The 21,014-nt window shown below is 64.6% G+C and carries 14 protein-coding genes; 2 read left to right on the top strand and 12 right to left on the bottom strand.

Translation table 11 applies throughout. The annotated features are described in order from the left end of the window. Window positions 1-21: 21 nt before the first annotated feature. The 11 genes from addA to LB554_RS08250 form a co-directional block, all read right to left on the bottom strand. A complete protein-coding gene (addA, locus tag LB554_RS08300; protein ID WP_224584090.1) occupies window positions 22-3,528 on the bottom strand; it encodes a double-strand break repair helicase AddA in 3,507 nt (1,168 codons plus the stop codon). Further along, window positions 3,525-6,659 (bottom strand): double-strand break repair protein AddB, encoded by a 3,135-nt coding sequence (gene addB, locus LB554_RS08295; protein ID WP_224584088.1) that lies wholly within the window; start codon window positions 6,657-6,659, stop codon window positions 3,525-3,527. Before addB ends, addA begins: the two co-directional genes overlap by 4 nt. Further along, window positions 6,656-7,384: a nucleotidyltransferase family protein gene (locus LB554_RS08290; RefSeq protein ID WP_224584085.1), complete on the bottom strand. Its 729-nt coding sequence runs from the start codon at window positions 7,382-7,384 to the stop codon at window positions 6,656-6,658. The genes addB and LB554_RS08290 overlap by 4 nt, the downstream gene beginning before the upstream one ends. After that, the gene (tsaE, locus tag LB554_RS08285; protein WP_224584082.1) at window positions 7,381-8,892 is read right to left on the bottom strand and encodes a tRNA (adenosine(37)-N6)-threonylcarbamoyltransferase complex ATPase subunit type 1 TsaE; all 1,512 of its coding nucleotides are present in this window, start codon (window positions 8,890-8,892) and stop codon (window positions 7,381-7,383) included. Before tsaE ends, LB554_RS08290 begins: the two co-directional genes overlap by 4 nt. Window positions 8,893-8,900: 8 nt before the next feature. After that, entirely contained in the window at window positions 8,901-11,441 is a 2,541-nt protein-coding gene (locus LB554_RS08280; RefSeq protein ID WP_224584081.1) for a sensor histidine kinase, read from the bottom strand. Window positions 11,442-11,629: 188 nt separating this feature from the next. Then, window positions 11,630-13,030, bottom strand: a complete 1,401-nt coding sequence (gene ahcY / locus LB554_RS08275) for an adenosylhomocysteinase (RefSeq protein WP_015314360.1) — start codon at window positions 13,028-13,030, stop codon at window positions 11,630-11,632. 192 nt (window positions 13,031-13,222) lie between these two features. Next, window positions 13,223-13,519 carry an HPr family phosphocarrier protein gene (locus LB554_RS08270; RefSeq protein WP_015314359.1) on the bottom strand — a complete coding sequence of 99 codons (297 nt, stop codon included), beginning with the start codon at window positions 13,517-13,519 and terminating at the stop codon, window positions 13,223-13,225. Then, window positions 13,516-13,917 carry a PTS sugar transporter subunit IIA gene (locus LB554_RS08265; protein ID WP_010912939.1) on the bottom strand — a complete coding sequence of 134 codons (402 nt, stop codon included), beginning with the start codon at window positions 13,915-13,917 and terminating at the stop codon, window positions 13,516-13,518. The genes LB554_RS08270 and LB554_RS08265 overlap by 4 nt, the downstream gene beginning before the upstream one ends. 164 nt (window positions 13,918-14,081) lie before the next feature. Then, on the bottom strand, window positions 14,082-14,528 hold the full coding sequence (locus LB554_RS08260) for an HPr kinase/phosphorylase (protein WP_224584080.1): 447 nt from the start codon (window positions 14,526-14,528) through the stop codon (window positions 14,082-14,084). 24 nt (window positions 14,529-14,552) lie between these two features. Further along, window positions 14,553-16,337 (bottom strand): sensor histidine kinase, encoded by a 1,785-nt coding sequence (locus tag LB554_RS08255; protein ID WP_318013198.1) that lies wholly within the window; start codon window positions 16,335-16,337, stop codon window positions 14,553-14,555. Between the two features lie 83 nt (window positions 16,338-16,420). Beyond that, window positions 16,421-17,122: a response regulator transcription factor gene (locus LB554_RS08250; protein ID WP_010912942.1), complete on the bottom strand. Its 702-nt coding sequence runs from the start codon at window positions 17,120-17,122 to the stop codon at window positions 16,421-16,423. Window positions 17,123-17,466: 344 nt separating this feature from the next. Between LB554_RS08250 and LB554_RS08245 the strand changes: the two genes are divergently transcribed. Continuing rightward, window positions 17,467-19,077, top strand: a complete 1,611-nt coding sequence (locus LB554_RS08245) for a phosphoenolpyruvate carboxykinase (RefSeq protein WP_015314356.1) — start codon at window positions 17,467-17,469, stop codon at window positions 19,075-19,077. Between the two features lie 23 nt (window positions 19,078-19,100). Here LB554_RS08245 and LB554_RS08240 read toward each other — a convergent pair whose 3' ends face one another. Further along, window positions 19,101-19,928: an oxidoreductase gene (locus LB554_RS08240; RefSeq protein WP_224584079.1), complete on the bottom strand. Its 828-nt coding sequence runs from the start codon at window positions 19,926-19,928 to the stop codon at window positions 19,101-19,103. Between the two features lie 81 nt (window positions 19,929-20,009). Here LB554_RS08240 and LB554_RS08235 point away from each other — a divergent pair, with 81 nt between their 5' ends. Next, entirely contained in the window at window positions 20,010-20,945 is a 936-nt protein-coding gene (locus LB554_RS08235) for an AraC family transcriptional regulator (protein ID WP_224584078.1), read from the top strand. Window positions 20,946-21,014 lie beyond the last annotated feature (69 nt).

Raw genomic sequence — 21,014 nt, 5'->3', positions numbered from 1 at the left:
CTTCTTCAAGCAGTTCTTGTGTCACGCTCCCGTGAGTCGGGCAAGGGCGTCGTCCATAGCCCGGGACGGCAGTTCGATCAGCCTTGGCGCTTCGGTGAACAGCAGGGCTGCCTTGACCTCCCGTCCGGGATAAAGCGGCTGCAGCAGGGCGCGATAGAGCGCGAGCTGAAGCAGATAGGCCGGCGGGACTTCCGCCAGGGAGGCGGGTGCGGGCCGGTTGGTCTTGTAGTCGACGATCGAGACCGCATTCGGGGTCACCGCCAGCCGATCGATCTTGCCCGAAATGGAGCGGATCTTGCCCTTGACCTCCAGGCTGCCCATGATCGCGACCTCGGCGCGCGAGGAGGGCGCGAACAGCTGACCGAGGCCGGGGTCGGCAAGGATGGCGATGACCGATGCCAGGGCCTTTTCACGCTCGGCCTCAGGCCACGCCGCACCCGTTCGGGAGAGATAACGCTTCACAGCGTCCACCCGTGCGTCCTCGGCGATGCCGGGCAGCATCTGCAGCAGTTTGTGCAGGGCGAGCCCGCGCAGCACGGCAAAACCCGGCTCGGCAGCGGCGTCCAGCACCGGCGACGCCTTGTCGACCACCGCTTCCTTGCCTTCCTCGATCAGCGCCGAGGCGCCCGACGGCGACAGGGGACGCGGCAGGTCCTCGAAAGGCGGCAAGGGCCTGAACAGGGTCGTCGGCAAGGGTCCGAAAGCATCGGCCTGCCGTGCCTGTTCGCCCGGACTTGGCGCAACCGGCGGCAGTTTGGTGATGTGGAAACGGTAGACAGGCTCCCCGCCGGCAGGATGCGGACGCTGTTCGCTTTCGGGCGCGCCGCTCAGCGCGCGGCTGACGATCGAATGCCATGTGCCGGCGTTCGGCGCCCGCTTGCCGTGATAGCCGCAGACGATAAGCCGGTCCTCGGCGCGCGTCATGCCGACATAGAGCAGCCGGCGGTACTCGTCGTCGGCGAGTTCGCGGGCGCGAGCGGCGGCCGTCTTCGAGAAGCCGTTGGCGACGTCGCTGGCCGAACGCCAGAGATAGCCCCTGCCGTCCCAATGTCGGCCAGAGCCGTCGAAAGGCATCAGGCGCGGTAAATGCTGGTCGCTGAACGGGGCGGAACCGCCGTCGACCAGGAACACCACGGGCGCCTCCAGGCCCTTCGCCGCATGCACGGTCATGACCCGGACCTCGTCGCGGGTCTGGTCCATCTCGCGCTTGATCTCGGGGCCGGCGTTTTCCAGTGTCGACAGGAAGGCTTCCAGCCCGGGCAGGCCGGTCCGCTCTTCGGCAAGGCAGAAGCTCAGGAACTCATCGAGAATATCGCCGGCTTCCGGCCCGAGCCGCGCGATCATCTTGCGGCGTACGCCATCGCGCGCCAGCAGGGCGGCATAGAATTCGAACACCGGCTTGAAGGCGGCCTCGTCAGCCCAGCCGTCGAGTTGCGCGACGACCGCCGCGAGCGTTTCGCTTCCGCCGGCATGCTGGCGTAGCGATGCCGCCAGCGACACGCCGGACGGCCGTTGCGCGGCGAGCGTGAACAGTGTCTCTTCCGGCAGGTCGAAGACCGGACTGCGCAGCAGAGCGGCGAGCGACAAGTCGTCCTGCGGCTGGATCAAAAGGTGGCCGAGCGCGATCAGGTCCTTGACGGCAATATGGCCCGACAGGCTCAGCCGGTCAGCGCCGGCAACCGGGATGTCGCGGCGCTTGAGCGCGCGGGTCAGCGCGTGGACGAAGCTGTCGCGCTTGCGCACCAACACCAGCACGTCGCCCGGTCGCAGCCGCTTGCCACGCCCCTCGATGATTTCGCCCTTGCCGATCCAGCCGGCAATGGTGGCCGCGACATTCTCGGCGACGCGTACCGCCGGCGCATGGGCATGATCGATCGCTTGCGCCCAGTCGTCGGGTTCGTCGACGGCCTCAGCACCGATCGACGGCCAGACCTCGACATAGCCTGGCGCATCGGTGCGGATCGCCTTGTGGTTCAGTGGATCGGGATCGTGGCTGATGCCGCGCCGCACGATGGGGTCGGCAAAGACCCGGTCGACGGCGGCCAGCACATCGTCAGTGGAGCGGAACGACCAGGTCAGCTTGAGGTCGGCGAAGGACGCTTCGGCATCGCGCACACGCCCGGCGAACAACAACCGGCTGTCGGCGAAGGAGTCGGGTGCCGCACCCTGGAAGGAGTAGATCGACTGCTTCTCGTCGCCGACGGCAAAGACCGTGCGGTGGACCCGGTCGCGGGCGCCGAAGCCGGCAAAGAATTCTTCCGCCAGCCGCTTCACCACCTCCCATTGATCCGGGCTGGTGTCCTGCGCCTCGTCGAGGAGAATGTGATCTATGCCCTGGTCGAGCTTGTATTGCACCCATGGGCCGGCATCGGGCCGCGCCAAAAGGTTCACCGTGCGGGTGATCAGGTCGTTGAAATCGAGAAAGCCGCGGCCGCGCTTCAGCACTTCGTAGCGTGCGATCAGCCAGTCGGCGATGGTCAGGGCCGCGCGTGTGCCCTCCAGCATCCGGAATAGCGCCAGCCGGTCGACAGTCTCCATGATGGCGCTGGCGGCCGACACATAGCGCTCGGCCAGCTCAGGCAGCCGGTCGGTGAGCGCCTTTTTGAACGCCTTTGCCGGATCATAAGGATCGCCGTCGGTCTTGAGGAAGGCTCTTGCAAGCAACTGCAGCCGGCGGAGAGGGTCGCTCTCGGCGAAGGCCTGGCGCGCATAGGGCAGGATGTTGTTCAACACCGACCTGGCGTCGGTGGCTTCGGCTGCCTGGGCAAAGCCGGCAAAATAGTCCGGCAGGAAGCCAGGCAACGGCCATACAGATGCCGCTATGCCTTCGGCGGTCTGGCCGGGCTGGAAATGGAATTCATCGAACAGCGGCTGGAAGCCGTCACGCCCGACAGCATCGAGGAAATGGCGCAACCCGTCACGCTTGCGCACGATCTCGCCAAGCAAGGCGTCGAGACCGGCTTCACCGCCGCGTTCCAGGATAGTGGCGAAGGCCTCCGCCAAAGTTCTGTCGCCGGCGGCGGAGATCATCTCGCGGCGCGCAGCGGCAAAAAGCGAGGCCTCCATCTGGCTGTCGAGCATTTCGAAATGGGCGGGGATGTTGGCTTCCAGGGGGAACTGATGCAGGACGGATTCGCAGAAGGCGTGGATGGTCTGGATTTTCAACCCGCCAGGCGTCTCCAGCGCCTCGGCGAACAGGCGGCGGGCGCGGCGCATGGTGTCGCGATCGGCCCGGCGCCCTTCCAGCGCCTCTATTCTGGCGGCCAGCTCCAGATCACCCAACGATGTCCATTCCGACAGCGTGGAGAAAACCCGGTTCGACATGTTGGCGGCCGCGGCGCGCGTATAGGTCAGGCACAATATCTTCGAGGGATCGGTGCCGTTGAGCAGCAGCCGGATGACGCGCTGGGCCAGCACGTGCGTCTTGCCCGATCCCGCATTGGCCGACACCCAGGCCGAATTGCCGGGATCGGCGGCCCGGGCCTGGCTCGAAGCCGTATCGCTCGGGATCGGATAGGCTTTCTTCATGCCTCCCCTCCCTCATCCCCGGCGTCGCCGCCGGCGGACCATTCGAGCACGCGGGCGAGGTGGTCGTAATCGCCATCGGTTTCGCCTTCGCGAAACGGCAGCGCGCGCGACAGATAGCCGGTCGCCGGGTCGGCATAATGGATCAGCAGTTTTTCCAGCCGCGCCCAGGCCTCTTCGGCAAGATCGGCGGCGGTGCGTGGTTGGCGGTTGTGTTCGAGTATGGACTCCTCGAACACCTCGCCATTCGGCTTCAACCTGATGAAGGCCAGTTGCGACGGTTCGCGCGTGCCCAAATCCTTGAATGCGCCACGCCTGAGCAGCGCCCCTTCCAACGCCAGTTGCGGCGCCAATAGCGTATGGGCCTGTGCCTTGGAAGGCGATGAGCCCGTCTTGTAGTCCAGAATGTCCGCCATGCCGCCGGCCAGCAGGTCGACACGGTCGGCATAGCCGGACAGCGTTACGCCGGACTGTCCGACCACAGTCTTGCCGGCGCGCTCCTCGGCATGCCGCTGGATGACCGCGTCGGCGCGCGTTCGCTCCCATTCGATGATGTTGGCGGCGAGCTTTTCGAACCGCGGCCACCACACCGCCTCGATATCGGCCGGAAGCGCCGCCTCGGCAAAACAGGCGCGGCCGGCGGCGATGAGCCCGGCCAATGCGTCCGGCGCGCGCGGGTCGGCCACCTCGGACGAAAAGAGATGCAGGATGGCGTGAAACAGCGTGCCGCGCTCCGCCGCACCCGGATCGCGGACGAGCGGATCGAGCGGCGTCAGGCCAAGGATCCTCCGGGCATAGACAGCGTAGGGGTCCCGGCGCAGCGTCTCGATCTCGGTGACGGAGAAATGCGTCGGGCGGACCGAGAGCGGTGGCTTCGGCTGCGGCCGTGGCGCGAAATCCCGCTTCGGCCCCGTGTCGAGCGCGCGCGCCCAGGCGAGCAGCTCATCGCCGCGCCGGCGCAGTGCCGCCGCCTGATCGTTGCCGATGAAGGTGAGCAGCCGCTGCAACCAGCGCGACGGCACGGCGGGCGCGTCGCCGGCACGCGCCGAGCGGGCCAGCACCACATGTCTCGCGCCCATGGCCATCTGGAAATCATGCGCGGCAAGCCCGATGCGCCGCTCCGGCGGTTCCAGGTCGATGCCGGTCTTCATCAGCCGCGACATGAAGCGGTCGCTCTCCGGCTTGCGCGGCCAGACGCCTTCGTTGAGCCCGCCGATGACCAGCGTGTCGACATCCTGCAGCCGCGCCTCCAGGGCGCCCCAGATGGCGATGTTCCTGTCGGTGCCTTGCGCTGGCTTGACGGTCTCGGGCGCGATCAGCGCCTCCATCACATCGGGCCATTCGATTGCCGCGAACGACAGCGGCGCCGAAGCCGCGACCAGCCCGCGCAGCAGTTCGGCGAGTTTTTCGCCGGCATCGCCGGCGTAGAGTTCGCCAAGACCACCGTCGGCGGAACGGCCGAGATTTTCCAGGGCAACGACGCTGGCTTCGACCAGCTCGGCAAGGCCGGCCTCCGCCTGGCCGCGAAAGGCCGAAAGCGGCGCCAGCGCGTCAGCCAGGCGTGCGAGAAGGGTCCGCGCAACCTCAATGGAGCGCACGGTCAGGCGGGCAAACCAGAACGGCGGCCGGCTGCCGTCGCCTAGCCCGGTGAGGCGGGCCTCGAAAAGATCCGGCAGCGAAGCGATGTCGGGGCGGCCGGTGCCGCCGCGCAGCGCCACCAGTTCGACCAATTCCGCCGCGTGGCGCACGTTGACCCGTTCCAGACCCAGGCCAAGCAGGGGATGCTTGAGCAGCGCCAACAGGCCGACCGGATCGCCCGGCCGGAACACCGCTTCGAGCGCCAGCCTGAGCAGGCTGGCCGCCGGCGTGTTGGACAGCGGCGTGCCGCCGGAATCATCGGCAACCACACCGAAGCGCTTGAGCTCGACCGAGACGCGGCGTGCCAGCGCGCGGTCGCCGGTCACGAGAGCGGCCCTTTGGCCGGGTTCTTCCACTGCCTGCTTGAGCGCGACGGCGATCGCGACGGCTTCGTCGCGCTCGCTTGCCGCCTCCAGCAGCGTCACGTCGGCGAAGGCGCCGGCAATATCGGACGCTGAAAACCCGTTTCGTGTTTCCGCCCACAATTCCGTGGTCTCGGCCGGCCGCAGCGCCTGGCCGACAAGGGCGGCGCGGCGCGCGAGCTTCGGCTCGGCCGCACCGATCTCCTCGACATCGCCGCGCAGCACGCCGATCTTGCCGATCAGCTTTGCCAGGCCGTATTGCGGATGGCCCAGCACGGCTGGACGCGCGCCGGGAGCGACGAGAGCCTGGAAGGAGGCTTCGTCGAGCATCTGGTCCAGCCCGGGCAGCACGATGGCACCGCCGGACAGGCCGGCGATGGTCGCAAGCAGCTCCGCCGTGGCGGGTATGGAGCCAGTGGACCCCGCGGCTATGACCGGCCCGGCGGGTGGATTGCGCCGTAGCCGCGCCGCCTCGGCACGGATCAGGGCGCTGCGATGCGCGGCTGGGTTGGAGCGGTCGCTCTCTGCGAGGAATTTCGGCCAGGCATCGGTGACGATGCCGAGGAATTCGAGCGTGACCTGCCACCATCCGGCAAGGTTGCCACTGACTAGGCCGGCAAGTTTGGCCCAGTCGGTGCCTTCCGTCTCGATCTCGTCCATCAGCCCGGCCAGATCGCGCGCCAGCCAGATCGCGTCGGCGGTGGAGGCTGGGACGACGATCTCCTCGGCGAAGAGGGCCGCGACATGGGCGGGCAACCGGCGTTTCCACGCCCGCACCAGCGGCGTCAGCAGCAACAGTCGCTCGGTGGCGGCGATCGGGGGCGCGAGATCGATTGCCGCCGTTGGATCGGCCTCGAATGCGGCCTCATCCTCGTCGAATTCGCCGAGCGGCCGGATCACCGGCAGGATCGCCGAACCGCCGCCGCCACGCGCCTTCAGACTGTCGACGAAGACGCCGCGCAAGGCACGTGCGGCCCGGCGCGTCGGCACATAGATGGTAACATCGGCCAAAGCGAGGGGGTCACCGTCGAACCGAAAGCCAGGGATAAGGCGGCCGTCAAGCAGCGCCTCGGCCAGCGTCGGCAGAAACGGCGCTCCGGAGGGAATGGAGAAAACGCGGCTTGAGCCGCTCATTGCGATCCGATGAGTACGCCGGCCACTGCGTCTTCGGCGAGCGGAATGGCATCGGGCGTGCCGACGGTTATCCAGTGGCCATGCATCGGCATGCCGAACAGGCGGCCGGCGGCAATCGCCTTGTCGAAATAGGCATTGAGCGAATGCGGTTCGGCGGGTACGTTTTTGAACAGGCGCGGATGGATGATCGCGGCGCCGGCATAGATCAGGCCAGCGGGATCGCCTTTCGAACGCCGCAGGGCGCCATCCGGCGCAACCAGGAAATCGGTGCTGCCACAGTGCCCTGTCGCCTGATGGAGATCGGCCAGCATCAGCAGAATATCCATTTTCGTGGCGTCCCATGCATGGGCAAGCCGCCCGAGATTGAGCGGGCCGTGGTCGATCCAGAATGTATCGGCGTTGAGAATGTAGAACGGCTCCTGGCCGAGCTCCGGCAGCGCCTTGACGATGCCGCCGGCGGAATCGAGCAGCCGGTCGCTCTCGTCGGAAATGACGATGCGCGGCGCGCGGCGCGCGGCCACATGAGCGACGATCTGGTCGGGAAGGTAATGGACATTGACCACCGCCTTGCCGACGCCGGCCGCCGCCAGGCTGTCGAGGCCCCAGTCGAGCAGCGTCTTGCCAGCGATCCTGACCAGCGGCTTGGGGATAGCGTCGGTGATCGGCCGCATGCGCTTGCCGAGCCCCGCGGCAAGTACGATGGCGGTGTCCGGTTTCGTTGTCACAGCGCTCGTTCCTCCAGCAGCCCGTGCGCGTTGTAGAAATCCCGCAGGTCGGCGAGCGCGGGATGCGACAGCGCCCGCCTGAGATAATCGCGGATGCGCGGCAGGTGCCTGAGATAATAGGGTTTGCCGTCACGTTTTTCGAGGCGCACGAAAATACCCAGAATCTTGGAATTGCGCTGCGCGGCCATGATTGCATAGGCTTCGAGGAAGCTTTCTTCGTCGAAGCCGCCCGCTGCATGACGTGCGGCGACATAGGCGTCGAGCGTCCGCTTCTCGATCTCGGGTGCCATTGTGACGCGAGCGTCCATGGCGAGCGAGGCGACGTCATAGGCGCAAGGCCCGATCAGCGCGTCCTGGACGTCGACGATGCCGAGCCGGTCGAGGCCGGACCGCTCGCCGCGCCAGATGATGTTAGGCGAGTGGAAGTCGCGCAGCATCAGCGTGTATTCGCTGCCTTGCAGCCGGTCGAGAAGCGCATTCCATATCTTGTGGTAGCCGGAACGCAGCGCCTCGCTTGCCGGCTCGCCCGATATCGCCGGCACGTACCAGTCGATCAGCAGGTCGGCCTCGATCAGCATGGCGTCGCGATCGAAGGGCGGCACGTCATGAACGACGCCGGGAGCCGCCTCCATGCGGTGAGGCCAAGCCTTGCCGTGCATCATGGCAAGCAGTTCGGCCGCCGCCTCGTACCGTTCGGCGACCGGCTCGCCATTGCCGTCGAGGAAACCTTCCGAGCCCAGATGCTCGAGCAGCAGGAAACCCTGGTCGAGATCCTGCGCGTCGATCCTGGGCACCGCGACCCCGGCGGCCAGCAGCGCACGGTCGATTGCGACGAAGGCGGACACCGACTGCGCCGTATGGGCGATCACGGCATAGGGTTTGCCGTCGCGCACGGGCGGGCCGAGCACCAGCCGCGGCGAGTTCATCAGCACGCGCGGCGCCTCGCCGACAAGCGTTACGATCTCGTAGGAGCGGGCCGAGGCATCGCCGATGAAATGCCGGCGCCGCGCTTGCCCCCAGCCGGCGCTCTCCAGAAAACCGCGCATGGCCAGCGAGCGCGCGACACGGTCGAAGGTAACCCCTTGCCCCGACAGTCGGGCCAGCCGGCCCTCGCCATGCTGGACGAGTTCGATCAGCACCGTCGCTTTGGGCAGATAGCCGTCAGCCCGTTCCGGCCATTCGATCAGGGCGGCACCTTGCGCCAGCGCCTCCTCGAAGCCGAGTTCGTCGAGCTCGGCCGCCGAGGACAGGCGGTAGAGATCGAAATGGTGAACCGGCACGCGGGTATCGTAGCTCTGTACCAGCGTGAAGGTCGGGCTCGGCACTTCGAGACCGGCATCGTCGGCCAGCGCCCGGATCAGTGCCCTTGCCAGCGTCGACTTGCCGGCGCCGAGATCGCCCTTGAGCGCCAGCACGTCGCCCACGCGCAGCGCCAACGCCAGATCCTCGCCCAGCCGGGCTGTCTGGGTCTCGTCGGCGAGCAAACGCTCCAGCACCGGTTCCGTCATTGAGCGCGCTACTCGGCCGCTGCGCGGATACCCGGCATGTCGGGAAAGGTGCAGATGACGGTCGTGCCCTTGTCCTTGCCGGTTTCGATGCGAACGGCGCCGCCATGCAGTTCGACAAAGCTCTTGACGATCGACAGGCCGAGGCCGGCGCCGCGCCGGCGGCCGCCATTGGCGCGCGGTTCGAAGCGGCGGAACACCGAATCGAGCACATCGGGCGGCATGCCAGGTCCGTCGTCGTGAACCGAGAACTCGACCCCGTCCGCCAACTGACGGCAGGCCAGCCGGATGGTGCTGGCCTCCGGCGCGTAGTTGGCGGCGTTGCTGAGCAGATTGTAGAGGATCTGGCGGATGCGCGTTTCGTCGCCATGGAACGTCTTCGGCGCGGCGGCGGCATCGACCGCGAGCCGGATCGAATGCTCCTCCAGCCGGTCGGCGACAAGCTCGGCGGCAGCCGCGATGGTGCGGTCCACATGCACCTCGGAAATGTCGAGCTGCATGATGCCGGCATCGACGGTCGCCAGGTCGAGTATGTCGTTGACGATGGTCAGCAGCACCGAGGAGGACGAGCCGACATGTTCGACATATTCGCGCTGCTTCTGCGTCAGCGGGCCAGTCGCCGGCAGCGACAGCAGTTCGGTGAAACCGATGATGTTGGTCAGCGGCGAACGCAGTTCGTAGGACACATGCTGGACGAAGTCGTTCTTGAGCTGGTCCGATTTCTCCAGCGCCTCGTTCCTGTCCTTGAGCGCGCGTTCGACATGGACGCTGTCCGTGACGTCGACGAAGGTCATCATCACCTGCCCGTTGGGCAGCGGAATCACGGCGTAGCGCAGCACGGTGCCATTGTTGAGCTCGGTCTGGCCGTGGCGCTCGCGGCGCTCGTCGTCGAAGCCGGTGATGGCGGCGACAAAGCCGGGCCAGGGGCTCTCGACCGCCTGCCGATCTGAGAGCTCGCGTATGGTCGATACGTGCACATTGGGCTTGGCGACTTCCGTGCCCAACCCCCACAGCGTGGCAAAGGCCGGGTTCGACAGCCGCAGCCGGCCATCGGGACCGAACACCGCCACGCCTTCGGCCAGATTGTCGAGCGTTTCGCCCTGGACCCGGACCGCGGTGCGGTAGCGGCTTTCGAGATCCATCTTCTCGGTCAGGTTCTCGAACACCCAGGTGACGCCGCCCTTGGGTTGCGGGTTGGCGACGACGCGGATGGTCTTGCCGTCCGGCAGGTGCCACCAGTGTTCCTGCGATTCGACCGCTCGATAGGCGCCGAGCAGGCCTTCCTTCCAGCGGCGCCATTCCGGCTGTTCGGCGATCTTGCCTTCGCTGCGCAGCCGGTCGAGCAAAAGGGCGTTGTCGGGCGCGCTGTGCAGGAAGCCGCTGTCGAGCCCCCACAGTTTCTGGAAAGCCTGGTTGAAGAAGCGCAGCTTCTCGTTCGTGTCGAAGATGGCGACTGCCGTGTTGAGCTGATCGAGCGTATCGGCATGGCTGCGCACGGTCCGCTCATATTCGCCGCGGATGGCCTCGATGGCGCTGGTGTCGCAGGCAAGGCCGGCCGAACCGTCGGCGCCGGCAAAGTCGGTCACGGCAAACACGCGGCGGTCGCCTTCGATCACCGTCGAAAGCGATTGCTCGAACACCGGATGCGATTTGTGCTGGGCGGCGATGGCCTCGCGCGCCTGGCCGCCGAGGAACTCCTGGGCGTCACGCACGGCGGCTTCAGCGTTCTCGGCTTCGACCGCGTCGGCATAGGCCCGGTTGACCCATTTCAGCCGGCCATGCTCGTCACGCAGCCATGCCGGCATCTTCAGCGCCTCGAGCAGGCCGATCATCGTGTCATGGTCGGCGGCCAGCCGCTGGTTTTCGATCTTGAGCCGGGCCTGGCTGCGCTGTGTCTCGGATAGCGAGACAAACCGCACCAGCACATGGGCCGCGCTCTTTCGGCCATGCACTTCCAACGGAGCGCCGGCCTGCGATTCCACCACCAGGTCGAACGCCCTGCCTTTTTCCCGCAAACCCGTCACGGCATGTTCGAGTGCCGCCGCCGAGCGCGGCATCAGCCAGCGCCCAAAGGCTAGGAATGCGGCCCGTTCCTCCGGCGCTCCGCTTTCGGTCGGCAATGTGCCGATGAGCTCGGGTTTCTTGTTTTCCGAGGCCCAGACCACCACACGCTGGTCGCGCAGATTGAGCAGCGCTTCCGAACGTCGCAACGCCGCGCTGATATCGGCGACGCGGCTTCTCAGCTCGACATTTTCCGCCGAGGTGCGCGCGCGTTCGCGAATGAGAACGATGGCCGACAGGAATGCCGCTCCCATCACTCCGGCAAAGACGGCTAGCTGCATGACCTCGATCGTGCTGACCGAAAGGCTGGCCGCCACTTCGGCGCCCTGGGCGCATGCAACCCCACCAAGCAGCGGACCGGCAAGTGTGGAGCCGGCAAGCAGCAGCCCCGCGCGGCCACGCCACGAAGGGCGCCGCGAGCCAGTGGTCTCCGAATCCTGATGGCCGCCGGAAACGGCCTGTCCCGCGTGAAGCGGGTTTTCCCCCGGCATGTCTTGGTCCTCTTCGCCGCCTGAATGCAAGACCGCCCTGACGCGTGCGCCGGTCCTCGCCCCTGGACCCGCGAATCACAACAATAGCGCCTGCTGGAATCGGCGTGAAGAATCATTCGGCGCAAAAATAATGCCGGGCGAAAAGTCAATCGCCCGGCATCAATATCTTGTAGCAAATTCGGCTTTGGTTAATAGCGGTAGTGTTCCGGCTTGAATGGCCCCTGCGGCGTGACGCCGATATAGGCGGCCTGCTCGCCCGACAGCTCGGTCAGGCGGGCGCCTAGCTTGTCGAGATGCAGGCGTGCGACCTTCTCGTCGAGATGCTTGGGCAGCACATAGACCTGGTTCTGGTACTGCTCGCCCTTGGTGAACAACTCGATCTGCGCCAGCACCTGGTTGGTGAAGGAGGCCGACATGACGAAGCTCGGGTGGCCGGTGGCGTTGCCGAGATTGAGCAGGCGACCTTCCGACAGGAGGATCATGCGCTTGCCGTCCGGGAAGGTGATCATGTCGACCTGCGGCTTGACATTGGTCCACTTCAGATTGCGCAGCGACGCAACCTGGATCTCGTTGTCGAAATGGCCGATGTTGCCGACGATCACCATGTCCTTCATCGAGCGCATGTGGTCGAGGGTAACCACATCCTTGTTGCCGGTGGTGGTGATGACGATGTCGGCGGTCGGTGCCGCATCTTCCAGCGTGACCACTTCAAAGCCGTCCATCGCCGCCTGCAGCGCGCAGATCGGATCGACTTCGGTGACCTTGACGCGGGCGCCCGCGCCCTTGAGCGAGGCCGACGAGCCCTTGCCGACGTCGCCATAACCGCAGACGACCGCGACCTTGCCGGCCATCATCGTGTCGGTGCCGCGGCGGATACCGTCGACCAGCGATTCCTTGCAGCCGTATTTGTTGTCGAATTTCGACTTGGTGACCGAATCGTTGACGTTGATGGCCGGGAAGGGCAGCAGGCCCTTCTTCTGCAACTGGTAGAGCCGGTTGACGCCGGTCGTCGTCTCTTCGGTGACGCCGCGGATCGCTTCCTTCTGCTTGGTGAAGAAGCCCGGCGAAGCCTTCAGCCGCTTCTTCACCTGGGCGTAGAAATATTCCTCTTCCTCGCTCTGCGGATTGGACAGCACGTCCTCGCCGGCTTCGGCACGGGCGCCGATCAAGATGTACATGGTGGCGTCGCCGCCATCATCGAGGATCATGTTGGAGAGGCCGCCATCGGCCCACTGGAAGATCCTGTCGGTGTAATCCCAGTACTGTTCGAGGCTCTCGCCCTTGACGGCGAAGACCGGAATGCCAGTCTCGGCGATGGCCGCGGCGGCGTGGTCCTGGGTCGAGAAGATGTTGCAGGAAGCCCAGCGGATGTCGGCGCCGAGCGCCTTCAGCGTCTCGATCAGTACCGCCGTCTGGATCGTCATGTGCAGCGAGCCGGTGATGCGCGCGCCCTTGAGCGGCTTCTTGGCGCCGAATTCCTCGCGGCAGGCCATCAGGCCCGGCATTTCGGTTTCGGCGATATCGAGTTCCTTGCGGCCCCAGCCGGCAAGAGAGATGTCGGCGACCACATAGTCCTTGCTACCCGTCATGGCAGTGCTCCGATGCGAATTGTCTTGCTGTGAATTGATCGTTTGGCTTGCGAATTGGTTGCGGATGCGCCCGCGCCGGTCGGCGCGTCGAAGGGCGCGAATTGCCGGCCTGACTAGCAGATCGGGCTTCGCACGACAATGGGATATAAAGAAATCTTTATTCGTGCATGTCCCGGAGGGCTGACTTCCGGGTCAGCACTCCTCGCCGAAACGGGAGGCGACGAGCTGCTCCAGCGCGTCCATGACCTCGAGCGCCTCCGGGCCGCTGGCGGTGACGCGGATCGAGTATCCAGGGCTGGCCGCCAGCATCATCAGGCCCATGATCGAGGTGCCGCCGACCTTGACGCCGTCCTTCTCGACATGGACCGAAGCGTTGAAACCGCTGGCAAGCTGGACGAATTTCGCCGAGGCGCGCGCATGCAGGCCGCGCTGGTTGACGATCGGAAACTCCCTGACGATCTGGTCCTTGTCAGGCGACAGCGTACTCATTTGCTGCTCAAAAGCTGGCTGGCGACGTTGATATATTTGCGGCCCGCGGCTTGCGCTTCATCGAGCGCGGCCGCCATGTTGTCGCCCTTGCGGATCGACGACAGCTTGATCAGCATCGGCAGGTTCATGCCGGCGATCACCTCGGTGCGGCCGGACTCCATTACCGAGATGGCAAGGTTGGACGGCGTGCCGCCGAACATGTCGGTCAACACGATCACACCCGCCCCCGTATCGACACGGGCGACGGCGTCGACGATGTCGCGGCGACGCTGCTCCATATCGTCGTCGGCACCGATCGCCACGGTTTCGAAATTGTCTTGTGGCCCGACGACATGTTCGACGGCATGTCTGAACTCGGTGGCCAGTTGACCGTGCGTTACAAGCACGAGTCCGATCATTCTTTGGTGGCTCCCGTCATCGCCGCTTCACAGGCGCATTTTATGCTCGCCAGCCAATCCAGGCGGCGGGAGCGCTATCTTGTCGACGCGCGGCCCGTTGACAAGCCCAAAATTGCGCCGGCCCACGCCATTTTGACGCATTGCAGCAAAAAACCCAGCGCGGATCATAGAAAAGGCAGAATCGACAGCCGCGCCATCACGGCGAGCAAGGCGGCCGCGACATTGCGCTCGGCCAGATCGATGCGCGCCACCGCACAGCCGGCGATGTCGTCGCTTGCATCCTCCTGGAAGCGTGCGATTTCGCCGGCCGGCAACAGGCGCACATGCAGATCGACGACGCAGGCCGGTTCGAACGGCAGGGCCCATGGCCCATGTCCCGGCACCTCGGCAAGGCCTTCGATGGTGGCGGGCGCACGGCACACCAGCCGCCCGGCATGGGCTTCGACGAAGAGCTGATCGTCGCCGACGAGCCGTGAGAACAATCCGCGTTGCAGGCAATGGCTGATCAGCGTCAGAGCCAGCGTTGTCTTGCCCGACCCGGATGAGCCGCTGATGAGAATGCCGCTCTCGCCGATCAGCAGCGCCGTGGCGTGTATGTTGTCAGGCCGCACGTCGCGATTCCTGGCGATTGGCGGTCATCCCTCGGCCGGGAGCGTCACGACGAAGCGTGCGCCCTTGATCTCGCCGGGCTTGGTGCCTGGTATGTTTTCGGCGGTCAACGTACCGCCATGGGCCTCGACGATCTGCCTGGAGATGGACAGGCCAAGGCCGGAATTCTGGCCGAACGCCTCGCCGGCGGGCCGGTCGGTGTAAAAACGTTCGAAGATGCGGTCGATGGCGTCGGCGCGGATGCCGGGACCGTTGTCGTCGACGGTCAGGATGTTGAACTTGCCGGCGCGCGCCAGCGACAGGCTGATGTGGCCATGGTCCTCGGGGACGAAGGAACGGGCGTTCTCGATCAGATTGGTGATGACCTGGCCGATGCGCAGATCGTGACCGACGACGACATAGCCCTTGGCGCCCTGCGGCAGCTTGGCAACTTTGAGCTCGATCTCGACCGCCTTCTTGTTGCGCGTGGTTTCACGCGAAACAGCGACGAGGTCGGTGACGAATTTCTTCAGGTCGACGGTGCCGGCATCTTCGCGCGCCAATTCCGCATCGAGGCGCGAGGCGTCGGAAATGTCGGTGATGAGGCGGTCCAGCCGTTTCACGTCATGCTGGATGATCTCCATCAGGCGCGCACGGGAGGTGTCATTCTTCGCCAGCGGCAACGTTTCGACGGCACTGCGCAACGACGTCAGCGGGTTCTTCAACTCGTGCGAGACATCGGCCGCGAAGCTTTCGATCGCCTCGATGCGCGCATAGAGCGCGTTGGTCATGTCGCGCACGGCAATCGACAGATTGCCGATCTCGTCCTGGCGGTCGGAAAAGTCGGGGATTTCCTCGCGACTCTTGACGCCGCGACGCACCCGTACGGCCGCCGCCGACAGCCGGCGCAGCGGGTTGGCGATGGTGGACGCCAGAAGCATCGACAGGATGGCTGTGACGAGCGCCGCGATGCCGAAGACGCGCAGGATCGCCTTGCGTTCGGCGGCGACGATCTTGTCGATATCACCGCCTTCGGTCGACAGCATCAGCACGCCGAGCACGGCGCGAAAACGCTGGATCGGCACCGCCACCGAGACGATCTGCTCGCCCTGTTCCGAGACGCGCACGATGGTCGACGGACTGCCCGTCAATGCCTTGACCACTTCCGGGAAGGCGGCGCCGTTGCCGCCGGGCTGTTCGTGATAGACCGGCAGGTCGGTGTTGCGGAAGAAGTCGAAGATGAATTTCTGGACGCGCTCGACAAGGTCGGGCTCCTCCTCCTCGACCGGCGGCAGGTCGTAGCGCAGGATCTGACCGCGCGAATAGAGATGGCGCGAATCGAGCAGCAAATTGGCGTCGCGGTCATAGATGCGGGCTCGGGTGCGGGTCGGCGAGATCAGCCGCCGCAGGACCGGCGCCACGCGCTCGGGATTGATCGGAAAATCCAGATTGTCGAGTTGGTCCGAGCCAGGCCCCAGGCTTTCGCCGGCCTGCAGCTCAAGCAGTTTTTCCGGGTCGATGCTGATCGAATCCGTCTCGACCGTCGCCGACGCCGCAATCGCGCCGGCGATGATTTCGCCCTGCGTCATCAGGCTTTCGACGCGCGCGTCGATCAGCCCGTCGCGGAAGGTGTTGAGATAGAGGATGCCGGTGACGAGCACCGCCAGCCCGGCGAGATTGAGGAAAAGAATACGCCGCGTCAGGCTGGAAAAGATATGGTGGCCGAGGAAGCGGCGCATCGGCACCGTGATTTTCGACACGAAGGAAGGCATGATGCGCGACGGCCGCCTGGCGACGCCCGCCGGTCTTGTTCGCTGTGCTTCCACTGCCATCGAATAGCAGCTCCCGCTAGTCCCAGGTTTGACGTATGTCGCAGCCCCACACCAGGGACCGCTTCTGCTCGACATACATCAAATTACGCTTCGCGGAACCGATATCCGACTCCGTAAAGGGTTTCGATCATCTCGAAGTCGTCGTCGACAGCCTTGAACTTCTTGCGCAGCCGCTTGATGTGGCTGTCGATCGTGCGGTCATCGACATAGACCTGCTCATCATAGGCCGAATCCATCAGCGCATCACGGCTTTTTACCACGCCGGGACGCTGCGCCAGCGAATGCAGGATCAGGAACTCCGTGACGGTAAGCGTCACCGGCTCACCCTTCCAGGTGCAGGTATGGCGTTCCTGGTCCATGACGAGCTGGCCACGTTCGAGCGAGCGGGCCTGCTGACTCGGCGCTTTTGCCGCGGCCTCGCGGGCACTGGCACGGCGCAGCACGGCGCGCACCCGCTCGACCAGCAGGCGCTGCGAGAACGGTTTGCGGATAAAGTCGTCGGCGCCCATCTTGAGACCGAACAATTCATCGATCTCGTCGTCCTTGGAGGTCAGGAAGATCACCGGCAGGTCGGATTTCTGGCGCATCCGGCGCAGCAGCTCCATGCCGTCCATGCGCGGCATCTTGATGTCGAGGATGGCGAGATTAGGCGGCCTGGCCGCCAGGCCTTCCAGCGCGGACGCACCATCCGTGTAGGTCTCGACACGATATCCCTCGGATTCGAGGGCGATCGACACCGACGTCAGAATGTTGCGGTCGTCATCGACAAGCGCGATTGTTGCCATTTCAAGCGGCTCCCTCATGAGCTGTCCCTTCTGTCGTAGAGAAGGGGCTTTTGCAGGACAAATTAGGTACAAAATGTGGCATAGGCCTTAACCGCTGTCACGCGCGGGGTGCCGCCGGCCACAATCCGACCTCGACATGGATTGGACGAACGAACCTCGCCAATCCTTTGGGCAACCGTGAAACTTTTCGCATATATAAACGATTTAAACAACTTTCAAAATATTTAAATCGATTAATGATTTGATATCATTTGGCTTTTCTGGTTCTGACCATCCTAGCCTGCTTAGTGGGTGTGCCGGAAATACGCCGGCAAAGATGCGGCAAATCTTGAAAAGGGTCACCAATGTCGGAAGTCGGCAAACGCAATCCTGCCTGCGCGATCGATCGTGTCGGTCTGAAAACCTCTGGCACGGTGCGCTACAATTTCGGCGCGGCCGCGCTCTACGAGGAAGCGATCCGGCGCGGTGAAGCCCGGCTGACCGCGCATGGCGCGCTGCTCGCCGAGACCGGCCAGCACACCGGTCGCTCGCCCAAGGACAAGTTCATCGTCCGCGACGCCGCCACCGAGCCGCAAGTCTGGTGGGACAACAACAAGGCGATCTCGCCGGCACAGTTCGACGCCTTGCTCGCCGATTTCCAGGCCCATGCCGGGGACAAGGACCTCTATGTGCAGGACCTGGTCGGCGGTGCCGACGCGGAGCTAAAGCTGCCCACCAGGGTGATCACCGAACTTGCCTGGCACTCGTTGTTCATCCGTAACCTGCTCATCCGTCCCGAGGCGGCCGAACTCGAACACTTCGTGCCCGGGATGACGATCATCGACCTGCCGTCCTTCCGCGCCGATCCCGGCCGCCACGGCAGCCGCACCGAAACGGTGATCGCCGTCGACCTGACGCGCAAGATCGTGCTGATCGGTGGCACCTCCTATGCCGGCGAGATGAAGAAGTCGGTGTTCACCATGCTCAACTACCTCCTGCCGGAGAAAGGCGTGATGCCTATGCACTGCTCGGCCAATGAGGGACCGGCCGGCGATGCCGCTATTTTCTTCGGCCTGTCGGGAACCGGCAAGACCACGCTGTCGGCCGATCCGTCGCGCACCTTGATCGGCGATGACGAGCACGGCTGGGGTCCGCACGGCATCTTCAATTTCGAAGGCGGCTGCTACGCCAAGACGATCAAGCTGTCGGCGGAAGCCGAGCCGGAGATCTTCGCCACCACGCAGCGCTTCGGCACCGTGCTGGAAAACGTCGTACTCGACGCCGATGGCATGCCGGATTTCAATGACGGCAGGCTCACCGAAAACACACGCTGCGCCTATCCGCTCGACTTCATCCCCAATGCCTCGAAGACCGGGCGCGCCAGTCACCCGAAGAACATTATCATGCTGACCGCCGACGCTTTCGGCGTGATGCCGCCGATCGCCCGGCTGACGCCGGCGCAGGCGATGTATCATTTCCTTTCCGGCTACACGGCCAAGGTGGCCGGAACGGAAAGGGGCGTGACCGAGCCGGAAGCGACTTTCTCGACCTGTTTCGGCGCGCCGTTCATGCCGCGCCATCCGTCGGAATACGGCAATCTTCTGCGCGAGCTCATCGCTCGCCACGGCGCCGATTGCTGGCTGGTCAACACCGGCTGGACCGGCGGTGCCCATGGCACCGGCAAGCGCATGCCGATCAAGGCGACGCGCGCCTTGCTCGCCGCCGCCCTCGACGGCTCGCTGAAGGCAGGTGCTTTCCGCACCGACGCCAATTTCGGCTTCGAGGTGCCGCTGGCGGCGCCTGGTGTCGACAGCGCCATCCTCGATCCGCGATCGACCTGGGCCGACAAATCGGCCTATGACCGGCAAGCGGCAAGGCTGGTCGGCATGTTCGCCGTCAATTTCGAGAAGTTCGAAAGCCATGTCGACGCCTCCGTCCTCGGCGCGGCGCCGCACATGCAGGAAGCGGCGGAATAGGCGCAGGCAGGACGTCGGTGCCGTCAGCCGTCGGTCGAGACAGTGACAGACTTCCACACCTCGATTTCCTGCCGGAGACGTTCGATTCTGTCCGACACGAGCTTGAGAGCATCGCTGCCAAGCAGAAGCTGCGGCGGCGGATCACTGGCGTCTACCAAGCCTAAAACGGCGGCTGCCAGTTTATCGGGATCACCGAGCTGCTTGCCGCTCTTTATCTGTCGCGCCTCACGTATCGGATCAAAAAGCGCGTCGTAGTCAGTGATTGATCTCTCTGTGCGGACCATTGATCGCCCAGCCCAATCCGTCCGGAACGAGCCGGGGCAGACCGCGGTCACGCGGACACCGAACGGGGCCATTTCCGAACGCATCACCTCCGATATGCCCTGGAGCGCAAACTTGCTGCCGCAATAGTAAGCAATGCCGGGCATGGTGATCATGCCGCCCATCGACGTGACATTGACGATGAATCCACGACGTCGCTCCCGGAACCGGGGAAGAAAAGCCTTAGCGACGGCGACAGCGCCGAAGACATTAACGTCGAACTGACGCCGCATCTCTTCGATCGGCGACTCTTCAAGCACTCCCTCATGCCCATAGCCGGCATTGTTGATCAGCACGTCAACCGGTCCATGTTCGTTCTCCGCCTGCCTGACCACGTCGGGTATGGCGTCGAATTCCGTTACGTCGCACAGTACCGGTCGAACTGCGGGAAGAACGTCGGCGAGCGCTGCGCGTGATGTCTCCGAGCGAACGGCGCCAATCACCTTATGGCCGATCTGGATAGCCGCGGAAGCTATCGCCAAGCCGAAGCCGGAATTCGCGCCGGTGATAAAGAAGGTCTTCTGTGACATGACCCGCAAGCTCTCCTTGATTGGTGATGGATTGACAAATATTATGAGGAACCGAGCGTTTCGATCGCGGATTCTCTGAATTTGTTGCCAAATCCTATTCCGGCCAAACACGGACGATCCACGCGGGGCGAGCTGGTCGAGTTGGCCGGAGCTCTCGCTCCTCGTTGCGGCTACAATCCGACCGCGTTCAACCGCGTCCGCATTCTGCGGACGGAAGCCGTGCTTCACGACGTCCCGGTCCTCTATAAGCCAGGCGCGGTGTTCGTATTACAGGGGAGCAAGCAAGGTATCCTCGAAAGGGAGATCTACCTCTACGACGAGGAACACTATCTGGCGGTTTCGGTGCCCGTTCCATTCCGCATGAAATCGATGGCCAGTTCGGAGCGCCCATTGCTTGCGGTCTATGTTGAGTTCGATATGCAGATGGCAGCCGAGCTCGCCATGCAAGCGCAGATGCATGCCGAACCGGCGAGCGGCAAGTCGCGAGGTCTCGTGTCAAGCAGGATGGCCCCCGAAATAGAGGATGTCCTGCTGCGCCTCCTTGTAGCACTTCGCAGCCCCGTTGAAGCTCTCGTCCTTGGTGACGGCATTCTGCGCGAACTGCATTACCGGGTGCTGGTCGGCCCGCAGGGCGGTGCAATGCTCGCGGCGCTGCAGCAGAAAGGTACGTCCGGAAGGATTATCCAGAGCCTGGCCTGGTTGCGAGAGAACTACGGTTCTGAAATTTCGATCGGCGATCTGGCAAAAGACGTGGGCATGAGCGTTCCTTCCTACCATGTCCATTTCAAGAGCCTGACCGGCAACAGTCCAATGCAGTACGTGAAGGCGATACGGCTCCACGAAGCACGATTGATGATAGCACGCCAGAACAGGACGATCGCAGAGGTCGCGGCTTTGGTAGGCTACGCGAGCCCGTCCCAATTCAGCCGCGACTTCAAACGGCATTTCGGGCGCACGGCATCGGAAGAGACGAAATGGCTTCGTCGCCATCTTGGCGAACTCGCCTGGGCGTCGTGATCAGGATCGTATATGCCAGTTAGGGGCTGCGCTTTCGATCGGGCCTTTTCTTTTTCGGTCCGCCGCGCC

Origin of the sequence: Mesorhizobium sp. CO1-1-11 (assembly GCF_020164995.1) — a bacterium.
In the GTDB taxonomy this organism is placed as follows: Bacteria; Pseudomonadota; Alphaproteobacteria; order Rhizobiales; family Rhizobiaceae; genus Mesorhizobium; species Mesorhizobium australicum.
This window is presented reverse-complemented; position numbering and strand designations above follow the sequence as displayed.

Coding starts and splice junctions, on each gene's coding strand:
- addA (WP_224584090.1), bottom strand. CDS start 3,528: ATGAAGAAAGCCTATCCGATCCCGAGCGATACGGCTTCGAGCCAGGCC.
- addB (WP_224584088.1), bottom strand. CDS start 6,659: ATGAGCGGCTCAAGCCGCGTTTTCTCCATTCCCTCCGGAGCGCCGTTT.
- tsaE (WP_224584082.1), bottom strand. CDS start 8,892: ATGACGGAACCGGTGCTGGAGCGTTTGCTCGCCGACGAGACCCAGACA.
- LB554_RS08280 (WP_224584081.1), bottom strand. CDS start 11,441: ATGCCGGGGGAAAACCCGCTTCACGCGGGACAGGCCGTTTCCGGCGGC.
- ahcY (WP_015314360.1), bottom strand. CDS start 13,030: ATGACGGGTAGCAAGGACTATGTGGTCGCCGACATCTCTCTTGCCGGC.
- LB554_RS08270 (WP_015314359.1), bottom strand. CDS start 13,519: ATGAGTACGCTGTCGCCTGACAAGGACCAGATCGTCAGGGAGTTTCCG.
- LB554_RS08265 (WP_010912939.1), bottom strand. CDS start 13,917: ATGATCGGACTCGTGCTTGTAACGCACGGTCAACTGGCCACCGAGTTC.
- LB554_RS08255 (WP_318013198.1), bottom strand. CDS start 16,337: ATGGCAGTGGAAGCACAGCGAACAAGACCGGCGGGCGTCGCCAGGCGG.
- LB554_RS08250 (WP_010912942.1), bottom strand. CDS start 17,122: ATGGCAACAATCGCGCTTGTCGATGACGACCGCAACATTCTGACGTCG.
- LB554_RS08245 (WP_015314356.1), top strand. CDS start 17,467: ATGTCGGAAGTCGGCAAACGCAATCCTGCCTGCGCGATCGATCGTGTC.
- LB554_RS08240 (WP_224584079.1), bottom strand. CDS start 19,928: ATGTCACAGAAGACCTTCTTTATCACCGGCGCGAATTCCGGCTTCGGC.